Source organism: Alkalibacterium psychrotolerans, assembly GCF_054784355.1.
In genome coordinates this window covers 39,496-60,847 of record NZ_BAAGPH010000035.1, presented here as the reverse complement: position 1 = coordinate 60,847, position 21,352 = coordinate 39,496, and the positions used below count along the sequence as shown (strand labels likewise).

Annotated in this window: 18 protein-coding genes; 12 read left to right on the top strand and 6 right to left on the bottom strand. The window is 44.5% G+C overall.

What is annotated here, in order from left to right; genetic code table 11:
• Positions 1-736: 736 nt before the first annotated feature.
• Complete coding sequence (locus tag ACYVLS_RS06775) at positions 737-2,458, top strand: peptidoglycan DD-metalloendopeptidase family protein (protein ID WP_460322786.1); 1,722 nt, start codon at positions 737-739, stop codon at positions 2,456-2,458.
• A gap of 501 nt (positions 2,459-2,959) precedes the next feature.
• On the opposite strand, the gene ACYVLS_RS06770 is transcribed toward ACYVLS_RS06775, so the two are convergent.
• Positions 2,960-3,427 carry a threonine/serine exporter family protein gene (locus tag ACYVLS_RS06770; RefSeq protein WP_460322783.1) on the bottom strand — a complete coding sequence of 156 codons (468 nt, stop codon included), beginning with the start codon at positions 3,425-3,427 and terminating at the stop codon, positions 2,960-2,962.
• A gap of 21 nt (positions 3,428-3,448) precedes the next feature.
• Positions 3,449-4,207: a threonine/serine exporter family protein gene (locus ACYVLS_RS06765; RefSeq protein ID WP_460322780.1), complete on the bottom strand. Its 759-nt coding sequence runs from the start codon at positions 4,205-4,207 to the stop codon at positions 3,449-3,451.
• A 201-nt stretch (positions 4,208-4,408) separates the two neighbouring features.
• Between ACYVLS_RS06765 and recQ the strand changes: the two genes are divergently transcribed.
• From recQ to ACYVLS_RS06750, 3 genes are all read left to right on the top strand, one after another.
• Entirely contained in the window at positions 4,409-6,184 is a 1,776-nt protein-coding gene (recQ, locus tag ACYVLS_RS06760; protein WP_460322777.1) for a DNA helicase RecQ, read from the top strand.
• An 81-nt stretch (positions 6,185-6,265) separates the two neighbouring features.
• Positions 6,266-6,688, top strand: coding sequence for a DUF1801 domain-containing protein (locus ACYVLS_RS06755; protein WP_460322774.1), 423 nt, complete (start codon positions 6,266-6,268; stop codon positions 6,686-6,688).
• Between the two features lie 153 nt (positions 6,689-6,841).
• Positions 6,842-8,188 (top strand): D-serine ammonia-lyase, encoded by a 1,347-nt coding sequence (locus ACYVLS_RS06750; protein ID WP_460322771.1) that lies wholly within the window; start codon positions 6,842-6,844, stop codon positions 8,186-8,188.
• A 611-nt stretch (positions 8,189-8,799) separates the two neighbouring features.
• Here ACYVLS_RS06750 and adhP read toward each other — a convergent pair.
• Positions 8,800-9,810, bottom strand: a complete 1,011-nt coding sequence (gene adhP / locus ACYVLS_RS06745; protein ID WP_460322768.1) for an alcohol dehydrogenase AdhP — start codon at positions 9,808-9,810, stop codon at positions 8,800-8,802.
• A gap of 300 nt (positions 9,811-10,110) precedes the next feature.
• Between adhP and uppS the strand changes: the two genes are divergently transcribed.
• Complete coding sequence (gene uppS / locus ACYVLS_RS06740; RefSeq protein ID WP_460322765.1) at positions 10,111-10,773, top strand: polyprenyl diphosphate synthase; 663 nt, start codon at positions 10,111-10,113, stop codon at positions 10,771-10,773.
• A gap of 73 nt (positions 10,774-10,846) precedes the next feature.
• Positions 10,847-11,413, top strand: a complete 567-nt coding sequence (locus tag ACYVLS_RS06735) for a guanylate kinase (RefSeq protein WP_460322762.1) — start codon at positions 10,847-10,849, stop codon at positions 11,411-11,413.
• A gap of 219 nt (positions 11,414-11,632) precedes the next feature.
• On the opposite strand, the gene guaC is transcribed toward ACYVLS_RS06735, so the two are convergent.
• Entirely contained in the window at positions 11,633-12,664 is a 1,032-nt protein-coding gene (guaC, locus tag ACYVLS_RS06730) for a GMP reductase (RefSeq protein ID WP_460322759.1), read from the bottom strand.
• A gap of 227 nt (positions 12,665-12,891) precedes the next feature.
• Here guaC and ACYVLS_RS06725 point away from each other — a divergent pair, with 227 nt between their 5' ends.
• Positions 12,892-13,584, top strand: coding sequence for a phosphatase PAP2 family protein (locus ACYVLS_RS06725; protein WP_460322756.1), 693 nt, complete (start codon positions 12,892-12,894; stop codon positions 13,582-13,584).
• A 33-nt stretch (positions 13,585-13,617) separates the two neighbouring features.
• On the opposite strand, the gene ACYVLS_RS06720 is transcribed toward ACYVLS_RS06725, so the two are convergent.
• Positions 13,618-13,818 carry a C4-dicarboxylate ABC transporter gene (locus ACYVLS_RS06720; protein ID WP_460322754.1) on the bottom strand — a complete coding sequence of 67 codons (201 nt, stop codon included), beginning with the start codon at positions 13,816-13,818 and terminating at the stop codon, positions 13,618-13,620.
• Between the two features lie 57 nt (positions 13,819-13,875).
• Positions 13,876-15,024: an NAD(P)/FAD-dependent oxidoreductase gene (locus ACYVLS_RS06715; protein WP_460322752.1), complete on the bottom strand. Its 1,149-nt coding sequence runs from the start codon at positions 15,022-15,024 to the stop codon at positions 13,876-13,878.
• A gap of 623 nt (positions 15,025-15,647) precedes the next feature.
• On the opposite strand from ACYVLS_RS06715, the gene trpX reads away from it, so the two are divergent.
• From trpX to ACYVLS_RS06690, 5 genes are all read left to right on the top strand, one after another.
• Positions 15,648-16,685: a tryptophan ABC transporter substrate-binding protein gene (trpX, locus tag ACYVLS_RS06710; protein WP_460322749.1), complete on the top strand. Its 1,038-nt coding sequence runs from the start codon at positions 15,648-15,650 to the stop codon at positions 16,683-16,685.
• Positions 16,686-16,701: 16 nt separating this feature from the next.
• Positions 16,702-17,577, top strand: coding sequence for an ABC transporter permease (locus ACYVLS_RS06705; protein WP_460322747.1), 876 nt, complete (start codon positions 16,702-16,704; stop codon positions 17,575-17,577).
• 1 nt (position 17,578) lies between these two features.
• Positions 17,579-18,361, top strand: a complete 783-nt coding sequence (locus ACYVLS_RS06700; RefSeq protein ID WP_460322745.1) for an ABC transporter ATP-binding protein — start codon at positions 17,579-17,581, stop codon at positions 18,359-18,361.
• Positions 18,362-18,500: 139 nt separating this feature from the next.
• Complete coding sequence (locus ACYVLS_RS06695; RefSeq protein WP_460322742.1) at positions 18,501-19,937, top strand: amidase family protein; 1,437 nt, start codon at positions 18,501-18,503, stop codon at positions 19,935-19,937.
• Positions 19,938-20,026: 89 nt separating this feature from the next.
• Positions 20,027-21,271, top strand: a complete 1,245-nt coding sequence (locus ACYVLS_RS06690) for a metal-dependent hydrolase family protein (protein ID WP_460322740.1) — start codon at positions 20,027-20,029, stop codon at positions 21,269-21,271.
• Positions 21,272-21,352: the final 81 nt, after the last annotated feature.

The window sequence follows — 21,352 nt, the reverse complement described above, 5'->3', positions numbered from 1 at the left end:
GTCAATGGATTTAAATCAGTCATCACGTTAATTTTTTGAATCAATCGTCTACAAGGGAGAAGTATGCCTTCAAACAAACAAGAGAATCGTAAGAAGGTTCATTTAGTTAAAATCTACTTCGAGAACGTACTATTTTGTAGAAAAATTCCCAATTTTTCCAAGAACGATTAATTTATTCAAGAAACCAGCTTAAATTATAGAGCTATGAATTATTCAGGAAAGAGTGTGGTCCAAATTGGATCATGCTCTTTTGTTCGTCATCATGCACATAAAGTGTTTTGCTAGTAGATTACCTCAGCATTTTGTAAGTCAGTAAAACGATAGCTCGAACACTCTTTCCTATAACAGAAGAACTTACAAGAACATAGGAAACCCAAAAAAGAATAACAAACATAATATAACGATGTGTATTTATATTCAAAAGTAAAAGGATTTATTCATGATTAAAATTTCAAATTAAGGCATGGTAACGCTGACAGTTCAGTTTTAAAAGTATTTGTCAAGCGATAACTCTGAATGGCGTAGTATGAATTCTAAGTATTATCACATTTTTTGTCTGAAATTTGACTAAATATAAGTGTAACAGAACTGTAATGACCTAAAAGCTTAATATTTTCTCTCTAGATGCTATTATAAGTTTAGCTTAATTAACCAAACACAATTTAAACTTAAAATGAATGATTATGATAATCTACAAAAAACGTCGTGGGACAGAGAAGATTATGGAGGAACTATTTTGAATAAAAAAATTACACTTGGATTTATAACTACTATTATGTTAGCAGGTTCGATGCCGTTTGCCGGTTCAGCTGTACAAGCTGAAAGCGTACTGGACGAACTGAAAGAAGAAAAGCAGGAAGTCGAAAGCCGCTCAGGTGAACTGGATTCAGTCATTGGAGAAACTGAAGCAGAAATGCAGCAGCTAGCTGAAGAAAGAGAAGTTCTGGAAGGTCACATTCAGTCACTCAAAGTCAGTATCTCAGAACTGACAGCTGACTTAACTGACCAGAGTAAGCGACTTGAAGAAACGAATCAGGAAATTGAACGGTTGAACGAAGAAATCGACCGCTTAACTGTACTGATTAACCAGCGTAATGAAAAACTCATGCACCAGGCTCGTGCTACACAAACCCAATGGAATGCGACGAATATCATACATATTATTCTGTCTGCAGAAGATTTATCCGATCTAATCAGTCGTGTAGGCATTGTAAGCCAGTTAGTTTCAGCAAACCGTAACATTGTTGAAGATCAGATTCGTGATCAGAAACAAGTTGAGGAATCTGAAGAAAAAGTTCAAGCAGAACGTGAAGAAGTTGTGGCTCTTCTAACCCAAATGGAAGAGACTCGTGATGAATTGGCAATCCAGCAGATTGAATTAGATAATGAAATCATGCACGTTGCTGAACTATATGAAATGAACGAAAATGAAAAAGAAACCTTCGTGAAAGAACAATATGCATTAGCACAAAAGGCAATGAATTTATCTTCTGAGATTGAAAATGAAGAAGAGCGTATTGCAGAAGAAAAACGTTTAGAAGAACAGCGTATCCGTGAAGAGGAAGAGCGTCGTCGTGCGGAAGAAGAAGCAACACGCCTTGCTGCTGAAGAGGAAGCGAGACAACAAGCAGAACGTGAAGCTCAGGAATTACGTGAAGAAGAAGAAGAGCGTCAACAAGCAGCGGCAGAACGTCGCGAAGAAGAAGAACGCCAGCAGGCAGCAGCGGAGCGCCGTTCTGAGGAAGAACAGCAGGCTACAACTTCAGCTTCAAACCGTAGTGAAGAAGAATCTCGCCAAGCAGCAGCAGAGCGTCGTGCGGAAGAAGAACGTCAACAAGCAGCAGCACAACGTCGTGAAGATGAACAGCGCCAGCAGGCCGCAGCAGAGCGTCGTGCAGAAGAAGAGCGTCAACAAGCAGCAGCTCAGCAGCGTCGTGCCGAGGAACAACGTCAGCAGGCTGAAGCACAGCGTCGTGAAGAAGCGCGTCGTCAAGCTGAAGCACAGGCAAGAAAAGAACGCGAAGAAGCAGAGAAACAAGCAAGTGCTCCTTCAAATCCAGCACCTTCTCAAAGCTCAGGATGGATTCGTCCAGCAAGTGGACGCCTGACTTCTGGATTCGGTTACCGTATTCACCCGGTTCACGGAACGAGAGCAATGCACAGCGGTATTGATATCGCAGGAAGTGGTCCTATCCGAGCAACACGTGGCGGAACTGTAACAACTGCAACTTACCACCACTCTCTAGGTTACTATGTAGTGGTCAACCACGGTAACGGGTACTCTTCAATGTATGCTCACCTAACACCGAACCTATCAGTATCAAGAGGGCAGACGGTTTCTCAAGGTCAGCAGCTTGGTATCATGGGTACAACTGGAACATCAACGGGTGTACACTTGCACTTTGAAATTCACAAAAATGGACGCCCTGTTAACCCGGCTCCATATGTAGGAATGTAAGAAATTAAATTCGACAAGAGTAACGATCGGCCCTTTTAAGAGGGTCGATCGTTTTTTCAATACACCATTCTTGATAGTAAATGCTCATGAGCCTTTAATAATGTCAAGTCGGCAGTCAATTTATATGCAGTTGTATCTAAAACAGCTGACAAACGTACACTCATTAAAAATTGAACATCGAGTTGTATACAGAAACGTCATCTAGATACAACTGGTTTATCAGAAAAAAAGCGAGTGGTATCCAGAAAGCTTCACTGGATACTACTCGCCCTTAATTAGTGTTATGGGTTGATTCTAAAGAGTCGATTTGAATACAACTCTACTGCTTTAATCTAGTGAGTTGCATCATAAGTACAATTATTGATACAGCTCGATAAAAGGTGTTGATTCAGTGGCACACAATGTAAATCTGTTCTACGAACAATCTAACTTTACCCTTTTATATCAGGGTTGGATAAAGAAAAACAGGTTATATGGGTGAAAAATATGTCCCAGTGGTAATTAAGGCAGATAACGTTTCTCTCTTTTCTCAAATGCCCGGTTGGAAAAGACTTGGAATAGACCACTGTTGACGGATAAGCCTAAAGCGATGGCACCAGAGATGAGAAAGGTTTCTGTCGCAAACATTAGGGCCGTATCGGACTGGCCTTCAATGAATGCCCGCATCATATTATAAGCGGAACCACCCGGAACAAGCGGGATGATACCCGGAATAGCAAAGACAATCACAGGCATTCTAAAGTGTCGTGCATACCATTGACTGAAAAAGGCCACTAAAAAGGCAGCCACCCCGACCCCTATGAACAAGTCCAGCTCCAGCTGAAAGGAAAGAAAGAAATACACAATCCAACCGATTGCACCAGATACACTGGAAGCAAACAGGGTGCGTGTGGGAACATTGTACAGCACGCCAAAGCCAAAAGTAGCAATCAAGGCGGCAATAAAATATGAGAGGTAATTTAAATCCATATTGTTGAACTCCTTTTGAGTTTAAATAAAGGCTAGGACAATGGCGATGCCAATTCCAATCGCTCCTGCGGTAAGCAAGGCTTTTGCCAGCACGGCTACTCCGGCCAGCAGGTGTCCGGCCATCAAGTCTCTGAGACTGTTAGTGATTGCCATACCGGGCACAAGTGACATGACACTGCCGATAATAATCATATCCACATTATCCCCCAGACCTAAGCCAGTCAGTAAAACTGCAATCAGGCCGATAAAGAAAGAGGCAACCATCTCCGCGAAAAAGCTGACATTGGTCAGGAGGTTGACTTTTTGGAATAGGACATGACCCAATCCTCCAGCTATGAAGGCGGGAAGCATATCGTAATACGAGCCACCAAAGAGCAGTGGAAAGCCGCCACAGGCAACAGCAATGGCAAAATTGGCCTGCCATTCTGAAAAGTTGCGGGGAGTATTTCGTATGTTATTCAGCTTCTGTTTCACTTTTGCAGGAGGCAGGGCACGCTGAGCGAGCAGCCTGGATAGATCATTGACCATCGATACTTTTTCGAGATTCGTCTGACGGTCTGTCATGCGCAACAGTTCCGTATGGTCGAGACCATCTTCTCCTTGCACAGTCAAAATCAGAGCGGTCGGTACAACAAAGACATTAATGTAAATTAAATGATAGCTTTTGGCAATACGGTAGACTGTATCTTCCACCCGGTAAGTTTCTGCCCCGTTTTCCAGCATAACCTGACCGGCTTCAATGCAGACATCTAAAATATCTGCAACAGGGTATTTCTGCATCCAGGCACCTCCTTTTTAAGTTCATTAAGCTTAGTATAACGGCTTTTTGAGTATTATGCGAATAGATTTTACTTCATGCTAGGGAATGGTGTGCCATTTACTGTCATTTTTCCAATCGGTCGTCTCTATTATTGACTCATTTGGTGTGATAAACTGTATCAGACTAATTATATAATAGAAGCAAGTAGTAGGAGAGATAGAGTGAGTACGTTAACCAATACATTAACCCGTTACTACGGGTATAGCGCCTTCAGACCGGGGCAGGAAAAGATTATAGAAGCCATCATCAGCGGACGGGATGCACTGGGCATCATGCCGACCGGTGGAGGGAAATCTTTGTGTTACCAGATTCCTGCCCTGGAAATGGAGGGGGTCACACTAGTCATCAGTCCGCTGATTTCTTTGATGAAAGATCAGGTTGACGGCCTTTTGTCCATGGGCGTCACGGCCGGCTTTCTGACCAGTCAACTGTCTCTGGATGAGCAGAATCAGACCATTAGAGACGCCATTTCCGGGAAGCTGAACCTTCTGTATGTCTCACCTGAGCGCCTTGAAAATGACTATTTTTTGAGTCGGTTGAAACGAATGAATGTCAATTTAATCGCGGTCGATGAAGCGCACTGTATTTCTCAGTGGGGGCATGATTTCAGACCAAGTTATCAGGCGATACCCGCTGTCAGAAACCACTGTTCGACGTTTCCTCCATTTGCAGCGTTTACTGCGACCGCCACTCAAAAAGTTCAGGAAGATATCATAGCTAAGCTTCAGTTGGAAGAACCCTACCATTATACAGCCAGTTTTGATCGACCGAACTTGACTTTTTCCATCGTGCATCCTAAAAAGAAAAATGAAAAACTGACTGAACTGCTCAAAGACCAGGAATCGAGTATTATTTACTGCAATACGCGGCGCAATGTTGAACGGGTTCACACCCATTTAAATAAAAAAGGCTTTAAAGCAGCTTACTATCATGCTGGACTGACGGCAGAAGAACGGAATCAGAATCAGGAAGACTTTCTTTATGACAAGTCTCCAATCATAGTAGCCACCAATGCGTTCGGGATGGGGATCGACAAATCCAATGTGAGACGAGTCATACATTATAATATGCCTTTGGATATGGAAAGTTATTATCAGGAAGCCGGACGGGCAGGTCGGGATGGTGCACCTTCTGAAGCGATTCTGTTTTATTCCAGTCAGGATATCATTACCAATAATCTTCTGATTGAACAGGGTAATCGGCCGCATGCGAAAGACAATTTAAATACCATCATATCCTATTGTAAAACGGGACGCTGTTTGAGAAAAACAATCCTGGAATACTTTGATGAATACCCGTCTTATGAGTCCTGTGACAACTGCTCCAACTGTAATGGTGAAGCGGAACTGGTGGACGTGACGGAATCCTGTCAGAAAATTCTGCCCTGCATTTATCGCATGAACCAGCAGTACGGTATGGGGCTGGTCGCTGATGTCCTGAGAGGAAAAGAGACCGCCCGCATCAAGAGTCTGTCTTTTGATGATTTGTCGACTCACGGGATCATGAAAGAAGTATCTGAAACGGAAATCAAGGATATTATTGCCTTGATGGTCAGTGAGCAGTTTCTTCAAGTTGGAGGCGATCAGTACCCGATTTTAACCTTCACGGACAAATCAGTGGAACTCCTTCACGCGAAGCAAAAGCTGTATATGATTAAGCAGCAGAAAGAAACGGTAAAAGCCAAATCAACTTTCTCGGAAAATTATGATGAAGACTTGTTTGAAGAGTTGCGATCGCTACGTAAAGAAATCGCCTCAGATATCGGTAAACCGCCGTTTGTGGTCTTTACGGATAAAGCGCTGATGAGCATAGCTGCGCAAATGCCTCAGACACCGGAAGATTTTCTCACTGTTCATGGTGTGGGGGAAGCGAAACTGGAAAAATACGGCGACGCGTTTCTCGATTTAATTTCTTCTTATGTGAAAAAAGCAGACTAATTGTGAGTTAATTAGTATAATAAAGTCTATAAAAGAAAATTGATTTTGACCATATACTTTTTTCGAGAGGGGATGAGTTGAATGTATAAAGCTAAAACTAAGGAAACAGACAGAAGTGTCATTGCGTTCATCGAAAGTGTAGAAAAAGAGTCCAAGAAGCAGGATGCCTACAGACTGCTGGCACTTTTTAAAGAAGCCAGCGGTCTAGAAGCGAAGATGTGGGGCGACAGTATCATCGGTTTTGGGAAGTATCACTATAAATACGCCTCAGGTCATGAAGGTGACGCCATGCTGGTGGGCTTTTCGCCACGTAAAGCCAAAATCAGTCTGTACATGGCTACCGGCTTTCCTGAGCGCGAGCATTACTTGTCCCGAATCGGAAAGCACACATCGGGTAAAGGCTGTGTCTACATTAATAAAGTAGAGGACATTGATACAGAGGTTTTGAAAGAATTTATTCAGGCCTCGATTGTCTTTTTAAAGGAATTATACGGGGATTCCTGACTGAACACTTACTTTGTTAACAGAATGTTAAAAGGTTTCTTATCTTATGATGAGAAGCCTATTCTTATGCTTTAGTACGCCAAATTAGTATGCTACAATGTACGAGTTGAAATGACCACAAGACTTTGAATTAGTGAAAGGACGGCTTACATCATGACAGATAAATTAACTGAATTAATTGAAAAAACACCTCTTTTAAATGATATAAAAAACGGAAAAGAAGTATTCTGGGAAAATACCAGCTATCTTCCGACCGAACAGGCAACAAAAGAAACAAAGTATTCCCTGGCAGACATTGAAGATGCAGAAGCACGCCTGCAGCGCTTTTCTTCCTTTATCCAAGCAGCTTATCCCGAAACGTCAGTAACGGGCGGTATTATTGAATCGCCTTTATCGGAAATCAGCGCGATGCAGGGGCATTTAAATGAAACCCTGGGAACAAAAGTGGATGGCAAATTATGGCTAAAACGCGATGATTTACTGCCTATTTCTGGAACCATCAAAGCGCGCGGAGCGATTTACGAAGTGCTGAAGCATGCAGAAACTTTGGCCTTGAAAGAAGGCATGCTCAAGAGTATTGAAGAAGACTATGCAATTTTTGCCTCAGAAGAATTCCGCAATTTCTTTTCCGGCTATAACATTACCGTTGGGACAACTGGAAACCTGGGAATCAGCGTCGGAACCATGGGACGCAAACTTGGTTTCGATGTGACGGTTCATATGTCGGTTGAAGCGAAACTTTGGAAAAAAGAATACTTGAGAAATATCGGCGTTGAAGTCATCGAACATGATACCGACTTTTCTAGAGCGGTAGAAAACGGCCGTGCAGCATCAGACAGCGATCCGAAGAGCTACTTTGTAGATGACGAACACTCTGAAGAACTATTCTTCGGTTACACCGTCGGCGGTTTCCGTATGAAGAAACAGCTGGAAGAGCAAGGTATTACAGTTGATGCGGATCATCCATTGTTCGTCTACCTGCCTTGTGGAATCGGCGGATCACCAGGAGGCATTACTTTTGGTTTGAAGCAGGCATTCGGTGAAAATGTTCACTGTTTCTTCGCAGAGCCGACAAAAATGCCAAGCATGCTGGTCGGACTGATGACAGAGAAATTTGATGAAGTATCCGTCTTTGACTTCCAGCTTGGCGGCTTGACGATTGCAGACGGCCTGGCTGTACCGCGTACATCCGGTCTGGTTGCAAAACTGATGCGTACATTCTTCAGCGGCGGCTATTCCATTGATGACGATGTCTTCAAGGCACTTCAGACTACCATCTATGAAAAAGAAGCTATTTTCCTTGAGCCTGCAGCGGTTGCCGGCTTGATTGGACCGTATAATCTAATGGCGTCCCAAGAAGGTCAGGCGTATATGACTAATAAAGAGCTGACGGATAAAATTGCAAATGCCACGCATATTGCCTGGGGTACGGGCGGCTCAATGGTTCCTGAAAAGGACCGTGCCATCTTTCTGGAAGAAAGCAGCCACTTTACAATGTAAGAACTGAATAATATTAGGAAGGCCCTCATGCTGTGAGGGCCTTTTTTGGTTGAATCAGCAGTTTCCAGATGGCTGGCAGAAAATTCAAGGGCTTCAAGAGGGAACAGACACGTCTGAGACGTGTCTGAACAGCATTAGACAGATGAATTGTTTGAATTTTTGATTGAGGTTATCCTTTCGATATGTTGACCGGTTACTCGTCGGAAGTTTCCAGCTGAGAAGAGGGGGAAATACATTTTGCCCAGGAACTCAAACGATTATTGCAAGCGAGCAAGGGGTTAAAGAGAAGTTGCCCCGGAACCCAGTTGACATTGTCTCCTGAGTTCAGGCGCAAAGCCTTGTTGCCCCTGAACTGGCGTGACTGAAATCATTGGGCGAGGGGGCAAACGGTGTTTCCCCAAGAACTGAAAAGGAAAAGAGAGTTGGGTTCGGGGGGAACGTTTCGTTGACCAGTAACTCAAAGAAGACTCAGGCTCTGGGTCCCGGGGAACAATATTGAGATGAGAAAATATTCCGGAATTTACATTACTGTGATGCCGACAAATGAAAAAACGCTCAAATCAGTTGTAGCTGATTTGAGCGTAGATCTATATATTAAATAATTTGGAGCATTAAAGACTCATATCTAAGACCATGCGTCCGGTGAACTTGCCTTCCTGCATTTCCTCAAAAATATCATTAATATCTTCAATTGGTCGTTTTTCTACTTTAGGGACAACCAATCCTTCTGCAGCAAATTCAAAGGCTTCCCGCAAATCTTCACGCGTTCCGACTAATGAACCAACGACTTCGATGCCGTTAAGCACGAGACGAGGGATACTTAAATCCATCGATTCTGGAGGCAGTCCAACAGCTACCACTACACCGCCTGCTCGAACACAGTCTATTGCTGAATTAAAGGCAGACTTGGCTACGGCTGTGACGACTGCTGCGTGGGCACCGCCGACCTTATCCTGCATTATGTCTTCTGCATTCTCATTAAGAGGATTGATGACTAAGTCAGCACCCATTTCTTTTGCCAGCTCCAGTTGCGAATCATTGATGTCAACCGCAACGACTTTGGCATTAAAGACATTTTTCGCGTACTGTAAAGCCAGATTGCCTAATCCTCCTAGACCATAGATGGCAATCCACTGGCCGGGTTTGATCTTGGCTTCTTTAATAGCTTTGTAAGTTGTTACTCCGGCACAGCTCACACTACTGGCAGCAGCTGGATCCAGGCCTTCAGGCACTTTAACCGCATAATCAGCCGTAACGATGCATTCTTCCGCCATCGCTCCGTCCACAGTGTAGCCTGCATTTTTCACTTCACGGCAGAGTGTTTCACGGCCGTTTACACAGTATTCACAATGGCCGCAGCCTTCAAAAAACCAGGCAATACTTACGCGGTCGCCGATTTTTAAACTGGTTACATCTTCTGCCACTTCTCTGACCACTCCAATGCCTTCGTGGCCCAACGTTACTCCGGTTTTATCCCCGTAATCGGCATTTTTGACATGCAAATCGGTATGGCAGACACCACAGAATTCGACATCTACTAATGCTTCACCTGAACGGATAGGACGAATCTCTTTTTCACGGACTTCCACTTTCTGATCACTTGTTACAACTGCTGCTTTCATGTTTGACACCCTCTCTTAATAAAGTATACCCACATTATAAAGCGGTTACAATACTCAGTCAATCACATTTTACTTTTTTAACTTGTTTTGCTTTCTTGAGGGTATTTGACTGCAAATGAAAAAAATGTTATTTTCTCTCTAGTCATTTTTAGAGTAGTCAACAACTTCTGGATATTTTTTTAAATAAAACTGTTCTCTTAGTTGATGAACGGTATTGAAAAACGGTATGATGGTAATAAGCATTTTATCCAGTTAAGTTGGAGTGTTGTGAAAAACTTTTGAGGGAGACTACTATATATTATGAAAAAGTACAAGCGTATGCCTAAACATATCGGTGTGATTCCAGACGGTAACAGAAGATGGGCCGTTACGAAAGGATTGGGTAAGCAAGATGGGTACAATCACGGAATTGGTCCAGGATTGAAACTCTATGAAGCCTGCCTGGAACTTGGAGTGGAAGAGATGACATTCTACGGTTTTACAACGGATAATGTCAAACGTCCATCGCTTCAGACAAAAGCCTTTCAGAAAGCGACTGTTGATTCCGTAAATGAACTGAAAAATAGAGATGCTGATTTGCTGGTTATCGGAAACACAGACTCTAAATTGTTTCCAAAAGAACTGCTGCCGTATGCAAACAAGCGTACAAAATTTGGAAAAGGGACGATGAAAGTCAATTTCCTTGTCAATTATGGCTGGAACTGGGATTTGAATCACGCATTAGAGAACCAGGACGCGATAGATTCAAAGAACTTAATCGACCATATCGCCTCAAATGATATTTCCCGTATGGATCTGATTTTAAGATGGGGTGGAAGAAGACGTCTAAGCGGCTTCCTGCCTATACAGTCCGTTTACTCTGACATCTACGTTATTGAAGACTACTGGCCTGATTATAAGGACAGTCATCTGCATGAAGCACTGGAATGGTATCAGGAAACAGACGTAACTTTAGGCGGATAATACCGGTCACAGAGAATAAGCAGCAGCTGTTGCTTATTCTTTTTCTTTAAAAAAGGAGAAAGAGGGAAATCAGGTGAGCAATAAACGCATAATCGTTTTAGTGGGACCAAGCGGAAGCGGCAAGACAACAATTGGGGAAGAATTGACCAGAAGAGGCATTCCCAAGCTGATTACGACCACTACACGGAGTCCACGGTCAGGGGAAGAAGACGGAGTAGATTATTACTTCAGAAGTGCTGGGGATTTTAACCCTGACGACTTTGTTGAACAGACGCTGTATAACAATAAAGTTTACGGTTTAACGAAAAGTGAAGTCACCGAAGCCTTGAATAAAGCGGACTGCGTGCATGTTTCTCTAGACAAAAACGGTGCAAAAGCAGTGAAAGAGGCGTATCCAAACGAAGCGCTACTGGTTTTCGTGTATGTCCCTCTTGATGAAATGAAAAAGAGAATGCAGGCACGCGGGGACAGTGAACAGAAAATAGAGGAGCGCCTCCAGTTCAGCAAAGAAACGGATGAACTACAGCCAGTTGAAGGAGCGGACCTCATACTGGAAAACAGGTCTGTGTCCGAGACAGTCTCACGGATTATAGAAGAAGTATCAACTGACAATCCTGCACCCCAAACAAAAGAGGTGTAAAAGATGGATATCGATCCTAAAACTATTGTGACGTATCCGTTATTTACTTTGATTTTATATTTAGTGCTGAACCAATTGTTTGATTTACCGCTGTGGACACTTTTTATTGCACTCTTTTTATCTTTTTTATATATTATAGTCGTGATTATTATTGAGTTAAATAAATAAAAGACAGTGTCAGACTATGAGGTCTGATACTGTCTTCTTAAATTTGATAGGTTATGAAGTGAAATTGCTTGAAGCATAGCTGTCTGGGACATCAATACCGCTTGCGTTGTAGGTCTCACCATTCATGATTGAATTTTTTACAATGACATAATCGACTCTACGCAAGGCATCAATGTCATTACCACCGGCATAGGAAATGGAAGACTGCAGATCCTGCTTCATTTCCAGCAGTGTATCGGCAATATCGCCTTTATAGGCTGTCAGCATTTTCTTGCCTTCGACATTTTTGCGTTCGCCTTTTTGATGAGCAGACGCACTGCCGAAATATTCTTTATAAACTTTTCCATTAATCTCAACGCGTTTTCCTGGAGACTGATTGTGACCGGCAAATAATGAACCAATCATCACCATAGTCGCTCCAAATCGAATAGACTTGGCAATGTCACCATGTGTACGGATGCCGCCGTCAGCAATCAACGGTTTGCGGGCCGCTTTAGAGCAGTGGGACAATGCCGCCAGTTGCCAGCCGCCTGTACCAAAACCTGTTTTCAGTTTGGTTGTACATACTTTTCCGGGTCCGATGCCTACTTTCGTCGCATCCGCTCCAGCATTTTCCAATTCGCGAACAGCTTCAGGTGTGCCGACGTTTCCGGCAATCAGGAATGTTTCGGGCATGTGTATTTTGACGTGCTTAATCATGTCTATGACCAGGTCGGAATGGCCATGTGCAACGTCAATCGTAATAAAGTCTGGAGTTAAATCATTAGAGGCCAGCTCTTCTACAAAGCCGTATTCGTCATCCTTAACGCCTAAACTGATGGAAGAGAATAATCCACGGTTTTTCATATCTTCAACAAAGTCACGACGCGTTTCTTCTTCGAAACGGTGCATCACATAAAAATAGTTGTTTTCTGCAAGCCAGATAGACAGCTCTTCATCTACAACTGTCTGCATATTAGCCGGCACCACAGGCATGGCAAAGGTGTGCTTACCTAGGGTCACAGATGTTTCACATTCTGAACGGCTGCGGACAGTTGATTTGGCGGGAATTAACTGGATATCTTCATAATCAAAAACTTTCATTATATACTCCTCTTTTTAGGGATCTTCAGCAGATCGATTTTGGGGAGAATGCTTAAATGGTATCAAAGTTTCCCTTATCTACTTTACCGAAACCGTTCATAGATGTCAAAGCTATCTGAGCAGAAGTTATGGACACTTTTCGAACAAATGCTACAAGTTGAAATTAAGGTGAAAAGTATGTAAAATGGTCAATTGTTAACAATTAATCTGATTGAAAGGTTTTGAACATGGAAAACGTATTGGAATACATTGAAAATAAATTCAGCAAGCCTAAAAACCTTTTTGTTCTGGCAATGGTTCTGACCATCCCATTCCTGCTTCTGGTCTGGGCGAGTTTTTATGACTGGGGCCTGATTGGTGTGCTTGATGAAGTCATCGGCAGCGAGTTTCATGAAGAAAGAGGAGACGTCCTGACCTGGTTTTTCATTCTAATTACACGAATGGGAGATGCCTGGTTCGTAGCGCTGTTCACTACCCTGTTTTCTGCGTGGATATGGAAGTCAAGAAATAACAAGCGCTTAGCTATCTGGTATTTTCTTACTGTCAGTGTCGGAGCCGGAGGGGTGAATCAGCTGGTCAAGTTTTTCTTCAGACGTCCGAGACCCACTCATGTGGAGCACCTCATTACTCAAGGCGGCTATTCTTTTCCGAGTGGTCATGCAATGGGGTCGATTGTAACTTACGGCGCCTTGCTGTTTCTGATTATCCGGGCAACTCGGGCATGGCTGCCGGCTATAGTCAGTTCAATGGTGCTGCTTCCCCTGATTGCGCTCATTGGCATCAGCCGGATCTATCTGGGTGTTCACTATCCGTCTGACATTATTGGCGGCTATTCATTGGGTCTGGCCGTATTGTCTTTAAGTATCGGTCTGTACAGTGCCTCATTAAAAGATAAGGGCTATAAAAAAGGACAGCTCTAGTCAAATGACTAGGCTGTCTTTTCGTCTTTACAGTTATATTATTCCAATAATCATAGCAATGGCCCCAAAGGCAATTGCCGTCCAGTTCAAGCCTTTTTCAGGACTTGAAAGCCCGATGGCACCTAGTATAATAGCAGCGATTCCCAGCGGAATATTCCACAGGAAAAAACCAATCAGGGCTAACGCCATAGCTGTCCATCCAATTAACTTACCAATCTTATCTGATTTAATCATCTTATTCCTTGTCTCCCCATTAAGCTTATTGTAAAAGTATACATTAATTTATTCAGCTTAACAATTCTCACTGCTTTTCTTTTTTACATACTGCCAGATGGGGTAGTCCGCCTCGTTTAATGTGGACGCTTGTCCCATCACCCTTTCGGCCAGGCATTTACCGACTAAGGGTCCAGCAGTCAGGCCAGTTGATCCGAACCCGCTTGCAGCGAAAACGTGAGGGAGGTCAGGGACTTCGCCGAAGAAAGGCGCATAGTCCGATGTGTAAGCCCGTGTCCCGGAGCGGTACTGTACTATAGGCGCTGAACGCAGCTCATCGGCAAAGAAGGTCGTGCCTTTGGCAATCATATCGTCCAGCATCGGTTGATCGATGGAGAGATTGAAGCCTTTATCGTCTTCGTGTGTTGCTCCAATGATGACTCGGCCATCTGCAAATGGAATGATGTCCGATTCACCCTCCGGCATCATGACGGGCCAGTTATGCGTGTCAAAATCAGTTAACTGCACTTCAGCCAGTTGTCCTTTTTGTGGTCGGACGTCTACGTCGTAGTCCATTGGAGCCAATAAATCCGGCAGCCAGGCGGAAGCAGCCAGGATGACAGAGTCAAAGTGGTCAGTTGAGCGGTCGGTGGTTAAAACATATCGTCCGTTTTCGTCATCTCTACTTAACCTTGCTTCTTGTCGGATGACTTGAGCGCCGTTCTCCTGAGCCTTGGTGAGCAGAAGGTCCACTAGTTTTCCACCATCCACGCGCGCGCCTCCTGAGGCCCAGACCGCAGAGTTTTCACCGGTATACAGAGGGACTTTTTCTCTGATTTGGTCAGGGGATAAAATAGCCAATTCACCTATCTCAGGGGCATCAACTTTTCTCTTTTCCCCGATGGCGAACATTTCGTCGATATACGCTTCTTTCTTTTTGAAAAGGAGGGTACCTACTTGCTTGTAAACGGAAGAAGGAATAGCTGCACCATCCATCACATCAGACAAGAAGAGCGGGTAGTAAGCTGCGCCTTCCTTAACCATGTGATACCATTTTTTATTGCGGCGTCTGGATAGCCAGGGACTGATAATGCCGGCAGCGGCAGAGGTGCCTTGTCCCGTTCCTTCATCGTAGATAGTCAAGTCGATTGTATTTTCTTTACTTAATAGATAGGCTGCAGAAGCACCGACAACGCCTGCGCCTACAATGGCAACTTTTTTAGTCATGTGGAGTCAAACCTTTCCTAACATAGTCCTTGTCTAGTGTACCACGCAAAAGAGGGCCAGGGAACCGTCTCGTAAAAGAGACGTTAGCTAATGTCATTAGCTATAAAAATAGTCATTAAAAAGAAAGTGAAAAATAATCCTTGACGAACGAAAATCAGAGGTGTAATATGAGAATCACATTAAAAACAAGAAGGAGAGCTCAGCATGATTAAACGATTTGCACAAGTCAACCAACTGAATACTGCTTGGAACAGCTGGCGTATATCGTTGTATTGATGGAGACTTTCTCTCATGGATACAACGTTTAGGACAAACTAAACTTTGTATCTATGCCGGCTTGTTTTAACGAGACCATTTAAGTTGAGGCCACATAGATGATACTGACATCTATGTGGTTTTTGCTGTTATAAAGGCAACATCCACGAAAGTAATTTTTTGTGGACGTTGCCTTTTTGTTTACCCAGAGTGTTTAATCAAAGGGGATAAATAAGGCGAAGGCAACTTGAAAGGGACTGTGACTTACATAAAATAAAGGGAGTGATGACAGATGACATCTGACTGGGACTGGCAAATAGATCAACTGAAACACACACATTATTCAAAATCAGAGAGGAAAATTAACCATGAAAAGAAAAGGTATGTTCATCACAGTAGGCGCATTATTAATCGTTTTAATCGGAGTGTTCGTCTCATCACTAACGAGCGCAGACAATTCGGCATCGGATAATAATTTGGAAGAGACAGAAGAGGTTGGTGAAGAAGGCACACTCAAAGTAGGTATTTTACAGACGACCAGTCACCCGTCCCTTGACGAAATCACCGCCGGCTCGATTGAAGGCTTGGCGGAACACGGCTACGTTGACGGTGAAAACATCGAAGTCGTTTTCCAGAATGCCCAGGGCGATCAGAACTTGATGAATACGATGGCTCAATCCTTAGTGGACGAAGGTGCTGATTTGCTGATTGGAATTGGAACACCAGCGAGTCAGGCATTCGCCAACGCAACCAGTGACATTCCGATTATTATGGGCGCTGTTTCGGATCCCGTCGGTGCGGGTCTCGTTGAATCAGAAGACGTTCCCGGAACCAATGTAACGGGCGTCAAAAATCAGGCACCGGTAGAAGCGCAGCTGGAGTTGATGGCGGATATTTTACCAGACGCTCAGACAGTCGGCCTGCTGTACAGCTCGGGAGAAGATAATTCCAGAGCAGAAGGCGAGCGCGTTACCCAAGTGCTTGAGGAGATGGGACTTGAAGCTGTAACTTACACTGTTTCCAGTACAAACGAAATTCAGCAGATGGTCGCGACCTTGTCTCAGGAAGTCGATGTCATTTACCTTCCAACAGACAACACGATTGCCAGTGCCTTTGATACAGTAGTTAGTGAAGCTGACCGTTACGATACCCCACTTATCCCTACTGTGGATTTGATGATTTCTCAAGGCGGCCTGGCTACTGTCGGTATTAACCAGACTGAAATGGGAAAAGAAGCTGGACGGATGGCCGCTGAAGTTCTGGGTGGTCAAGACCCAAGTGACTTCCCAGTTTTCGTCTTAAGTGAAGGGGACGTCCTGGTCAACCAGGAAAAAGCGGATAGACTCGGAATCGCCATCCCACAATCTATTCTCGATGACGCTACAATTATAGAGGGTAATGAATAAGAAAGGAAAGTGAATCATGCTGGTATCCGCAATTGCACAAGGCTTTTTATGGGCTGTATTAGGTATAGGGATTTTTACCACTTACCGCATTTTAAAGTTTCCGGATTTAACTGCCGAAGGCTCCTTTCCCCTCGGCTCTGCAGTCGCAGTCACGGCGATTGTTAACGGCCTGCATCCACTGCTGGCAATGCTGCTCGCTTTCCTGGCCGGTATGGGGGCGGGACTGGTCACGGGTCTTCTGTACACGAAAGGAAAGGTGCCCGTTATTTTATCCGGCATCCTGGTTATGACTGGTCTGCATTCGGTCATGCTGTATGTAATGCAGCGGCCCAACTTGAGCCTACTGAATTTCCCGCGTGTGTATGATGTCTTTCATTTCCTGCCCAACTATTTTGATGCAGTTGTGGTTGGCCTGATTGTGCTGGCTGTCGTGATTGGCCTGCTGCTGTTCTTCTTTTATACCAGTTTAGGTCAGGCATATATTGCAACGGGAGACAACGAGCATATGGCTCGCTCGTTTGGTATACAGACGGACCGCATGAAAATCATCGGACTCGTTTTCTCCAACGGCATTATTGCATTGGGCGGGGCACTGATTGCGCAGAACAATGGGTATGCTGATGTCAACGGCGGTTCGGGAGTTATCGTCATTGGACTGGCATCTCTTATTATTGGAGAGGTGCTGTTCAAGGAAGTGACCCTAGGAGAACGTCTCATTTCCATAGTGGTCGGCAGTATTTTCTACCAGCTGCTGCTTCTTGGAGTGATACGCTTAGGCTTTGACACGACATACATTCGAATCTACAGCGCATCGATTCTAGCTCTGTGCTTGATGATTCCACAACTGAGAAAAGCATTGAACTTGGACACACTGATGGGAAGAGAGGCTTAAAATGAAAAAGTTACTGGAACTGAAACAGGCGACGAAAACCATTCAGAATGAATCCGATAGGGATAACACTATATTGGACCACGTGGATTTGACCATTCACCAAGGTGATTTTGTCACAGTCTTGGGAGGAAATGGTGCCGGAAAATCAACGTTATTCAACAGTGTGACAGGCTCTTCCCTTTTGACCAGCGGGGAAGTCAGCTTAGGCGGACAGGCGGTCACCACTATGCCGGAGGAGAAAAGAGCACGCTATATCTCCCGTGTGTTCCAGGATCCTAAAATGGGAACGGCTCCGCGTATGACGGTCGCTGAAAATTTACTGCTGGCACTCAAGCGAGGGAAGAAGCGGCTTTTTCTTCCCAGAAAATTAAAGGAACGGAAGGAAGAATTTCAAAAACTATGCGCATCGATAGGAAATGGGCTGGAAAATCATCTGGACACACCTGCCGGGCACCTATCTGGAGGTCAGAGGCAGTCTTTAAGCTTGCTGATGGCAACCTTGACGCAACCGGATCTGCTTCTTCTCGATGAGCATACAGCTGCACTGGATCCGAAAACCTCCAAAAAACTGATGGCACTGACCGACCAGATTATACATGAAAATAATTTGACCTGTCTGATGATTACGCACCGCATGGAAGACGCACTCATGTACGGCAATCGGCTCATTGTCTTGGAAAATGGAAAGATCAAGCTCGATCTGGATAAAGAAAAGAAAGCTCAACTGACTTTAGAAGATTTATATGTACTGTTTGAAGAAGAAAATGTAGAAGCGGCTGTTTAGGAAAGACAGCCGTAAAAGCAAAAGCAGCACACTCAGTTTACATTGAAATGTTTTCCCTGCACTTGTTTAGGAGAGCATTTCTTTTTGTGTATAATCAAGAGAGTAGAGTTAGTTAATATCATAAAGGGGGAGAAGCGTAATGGAATTTAACAGTCAGGAATACATCAATGGACAGATTGACAAGCAATACATACACCCAAAGGAGTCACGGTTCAAGACGCCTTTTGACTACAGCAGCTATCCGGTTGACGAAGATACTATGGAAAAAGTAATCGGGAGAAACTGCGATGAGCTGCGGAATATGGTCGGTGAAGGGGAACTGACCTATGCGGAAATCGTGAAGTGTTTCTGGAATCAGGCTATTAAAACGAAAGACTACAATGCTGTCATTTCCCTGAATGAGGAAGCCGTCAAGCAGGCTGAGGCACTGACCTATGATGCCTCTCATGATGTGCTTTATGGGATGCCGGTGCTGATTAAAGACAATATTAACGCGGTTGGGTTGCCGACAACTGCCGGTGCAGCTGTACTCAAAGATAATCAGGCGGATGAGGACGCTGAATTAGTCAGACTGTTGAAAGAAAAGGGCGCCATCATTTTAGGCAAAGCGAATTTATCCGAGTGGGCTAATTTCATGTCCACAGACAGTTCCAACGGCTATTCGACCATCGGAGGACAGACTAAAAATCTATTCGGGCAGTTTGACGTTGGCGGATCCAGTTCAGGGAGTGCAGCGGCTGTTGCCTTGAATATTACCCCGGTGGCGATTGGAACAGAAACCGCCGGCTCGATTATTTACCCTGCCAGTCAAAACGGCATTGTGGGACTGAAACCAACTCTCGGTCTGGTGTCTCAAGAAGGGATCATTCCTGTATCCAAAACGCATGATACGGCCGGGCCGATGGCAAATACGGTGAAGGATACCTATGACCTGTTTAAAGCAATCAGTCAGACCGATGCAGTGGCTGAGTGGGCAGTTGAAGCGGCTGATTTGAAGATAGGCATCATTGAAAATGATTCAGTCAAACGTGTTTACCGTGGCGAAGATGCCCAAGTGCTGGAGGTTCTGTCAAAGAGACTAAAGCAGGCCGGTGCTGCGTGTGAGGCGGTCACCCTTTTAGAAGATGCGTTTGAAGTGGATTATGTACCGATTTTAAAATTTGAATTTGATGAAGGTGTCCGCGACTTTTTCAAGGGAAGCGATAAAGGGCTCACATTATCAGATGTTATAGCCTTTAACGAAAGAGACCTGGAAAATACGGCGCCGTATAATCAGGAACTTCTGGTGCAGTCAGCTGAAACTGATGTGACGCGTCAGAGTATTGAAGAACATATCCAGTCAAATCAGAAGAAGACACGAGCAGCGCTGGAGACTGCCTTTGAAGAAGTGGATGTTCTGGTCACATTGAGTAATTATGCCACAGTTCTTTACGCCGCCTCAGGCTATCCGGCTGTTACACTCCCTGGTTTCAAACGAACCACGGGAGAACCGGTCGGAATCACACTTATTGGCAAAAGTGGTGAGGATGTCCACTTGCTTGAAATAGCTCATGCGCTGGAGAGTTTTGTTTATTAAAATAATGCCATGTTTTTTTAATCTAATTATAGTATTATCAGTTGTCTTCCGTTACAATAGTAGATACATTTAAGTTTAGGGGAGATACGATGGTAAAAACAATCATAAAAAATGGTCGCATCATTGATGGACTAGGTACTGAACCGATTGAAAAGGGCACAGTTGTCTATGACGGAAACAAGCTAGTGTTTGTTGGACAGGAAGAAGACTACGAAGCAACAGGTGATGAGCAGGCCATTGATGCTCAAGGTGGGACAATCCTGCCGGGATTCATAGATACTCATGTCCATGTGATGATGGAATATGATTCTGTTCAGAAACGTCTGGAGACACCTTTTTCTTATAAGTTTTATCAGGCGGCAGAGTACATGCGAAAAACATTGGATGCCGGCATTACATCTGTCCGGGATGCACTCGGCGCGGATTTGGGTGTGAAAAAAGCAGTGGAAGAGGGACTGGTTGCTGGTCCGCGTCTCCAGTTAAGCATTAATGCCCTCACCATCACTGGAGGGCATGGGGACGGCTACACTACTTCCGGGCAGACCGTTGAACTGCTGCAGGCTGACTACCCCGGCATGCCAGATGGTCGCGCAGACGGTGTAGAGGAAGTCCGCAAAAAAGTACGGGAGATGCTGCGGGCCGGTGCCGAAGTGATTAAAGTGCATGCAACCGGAGGCGTATTGAGCGCAACCGATCACCCGGAGTTCACACAGTTTTCGCTTGAAGAACTCAAAGTCATTGTTGAAGAAGCGGAATTCCGAAAAGGCATCAAGGTCATGGCCCATGCTCAAGGAGCTGAAGGCATTAAGCAGGCAGTCAGAGCCGGAATCCATTCCATCGAACATGGCATATTCCTTGATGACGAAGCCATTGATTTAATGAAAGAACATGGGACCTTTCTGGTGCCTACCCTGCTGGCACCTGTTTCCGTTCTGGAAATGGCAGAAGAATTGGGCATGCCTGACTCGGCCGTCCAGAAAGCAAAAGAGGCTGTTGATATCCATAGAAAAAGCGTGGCAAAAGCCCATAAAGCGGGTGTGAACATAGCAATGGGAACGGATGCGGGGGTGATGCCGCATGGACGTAACCTGCGGGAACTGGAACTGATGACGGAGGTTGGCTTATCGCCGATGGAAGCCATTGTAGCGACCACAAAAACAGCTGCCGAATGTTTAAGGTGGCAGGATAAAGTGGGGACCCTTGAAGCAGGCAAGCTAGCAGACATTGTTGTCGTCAAAGGAAACCCGCTGGAAAACATTGCGAGCCTCTCGAACACGGATACCATCCAGCTTGTAATTAAAGACGGAATAGTCGAAAAAGACTTACTAGGATAATTTATAAGGAAACCAGCCGAATCGCCGGCTGGTTTTTTCATATTTGAAAGGGGGATACTCGCTGATGGGCGAGTATCGTCA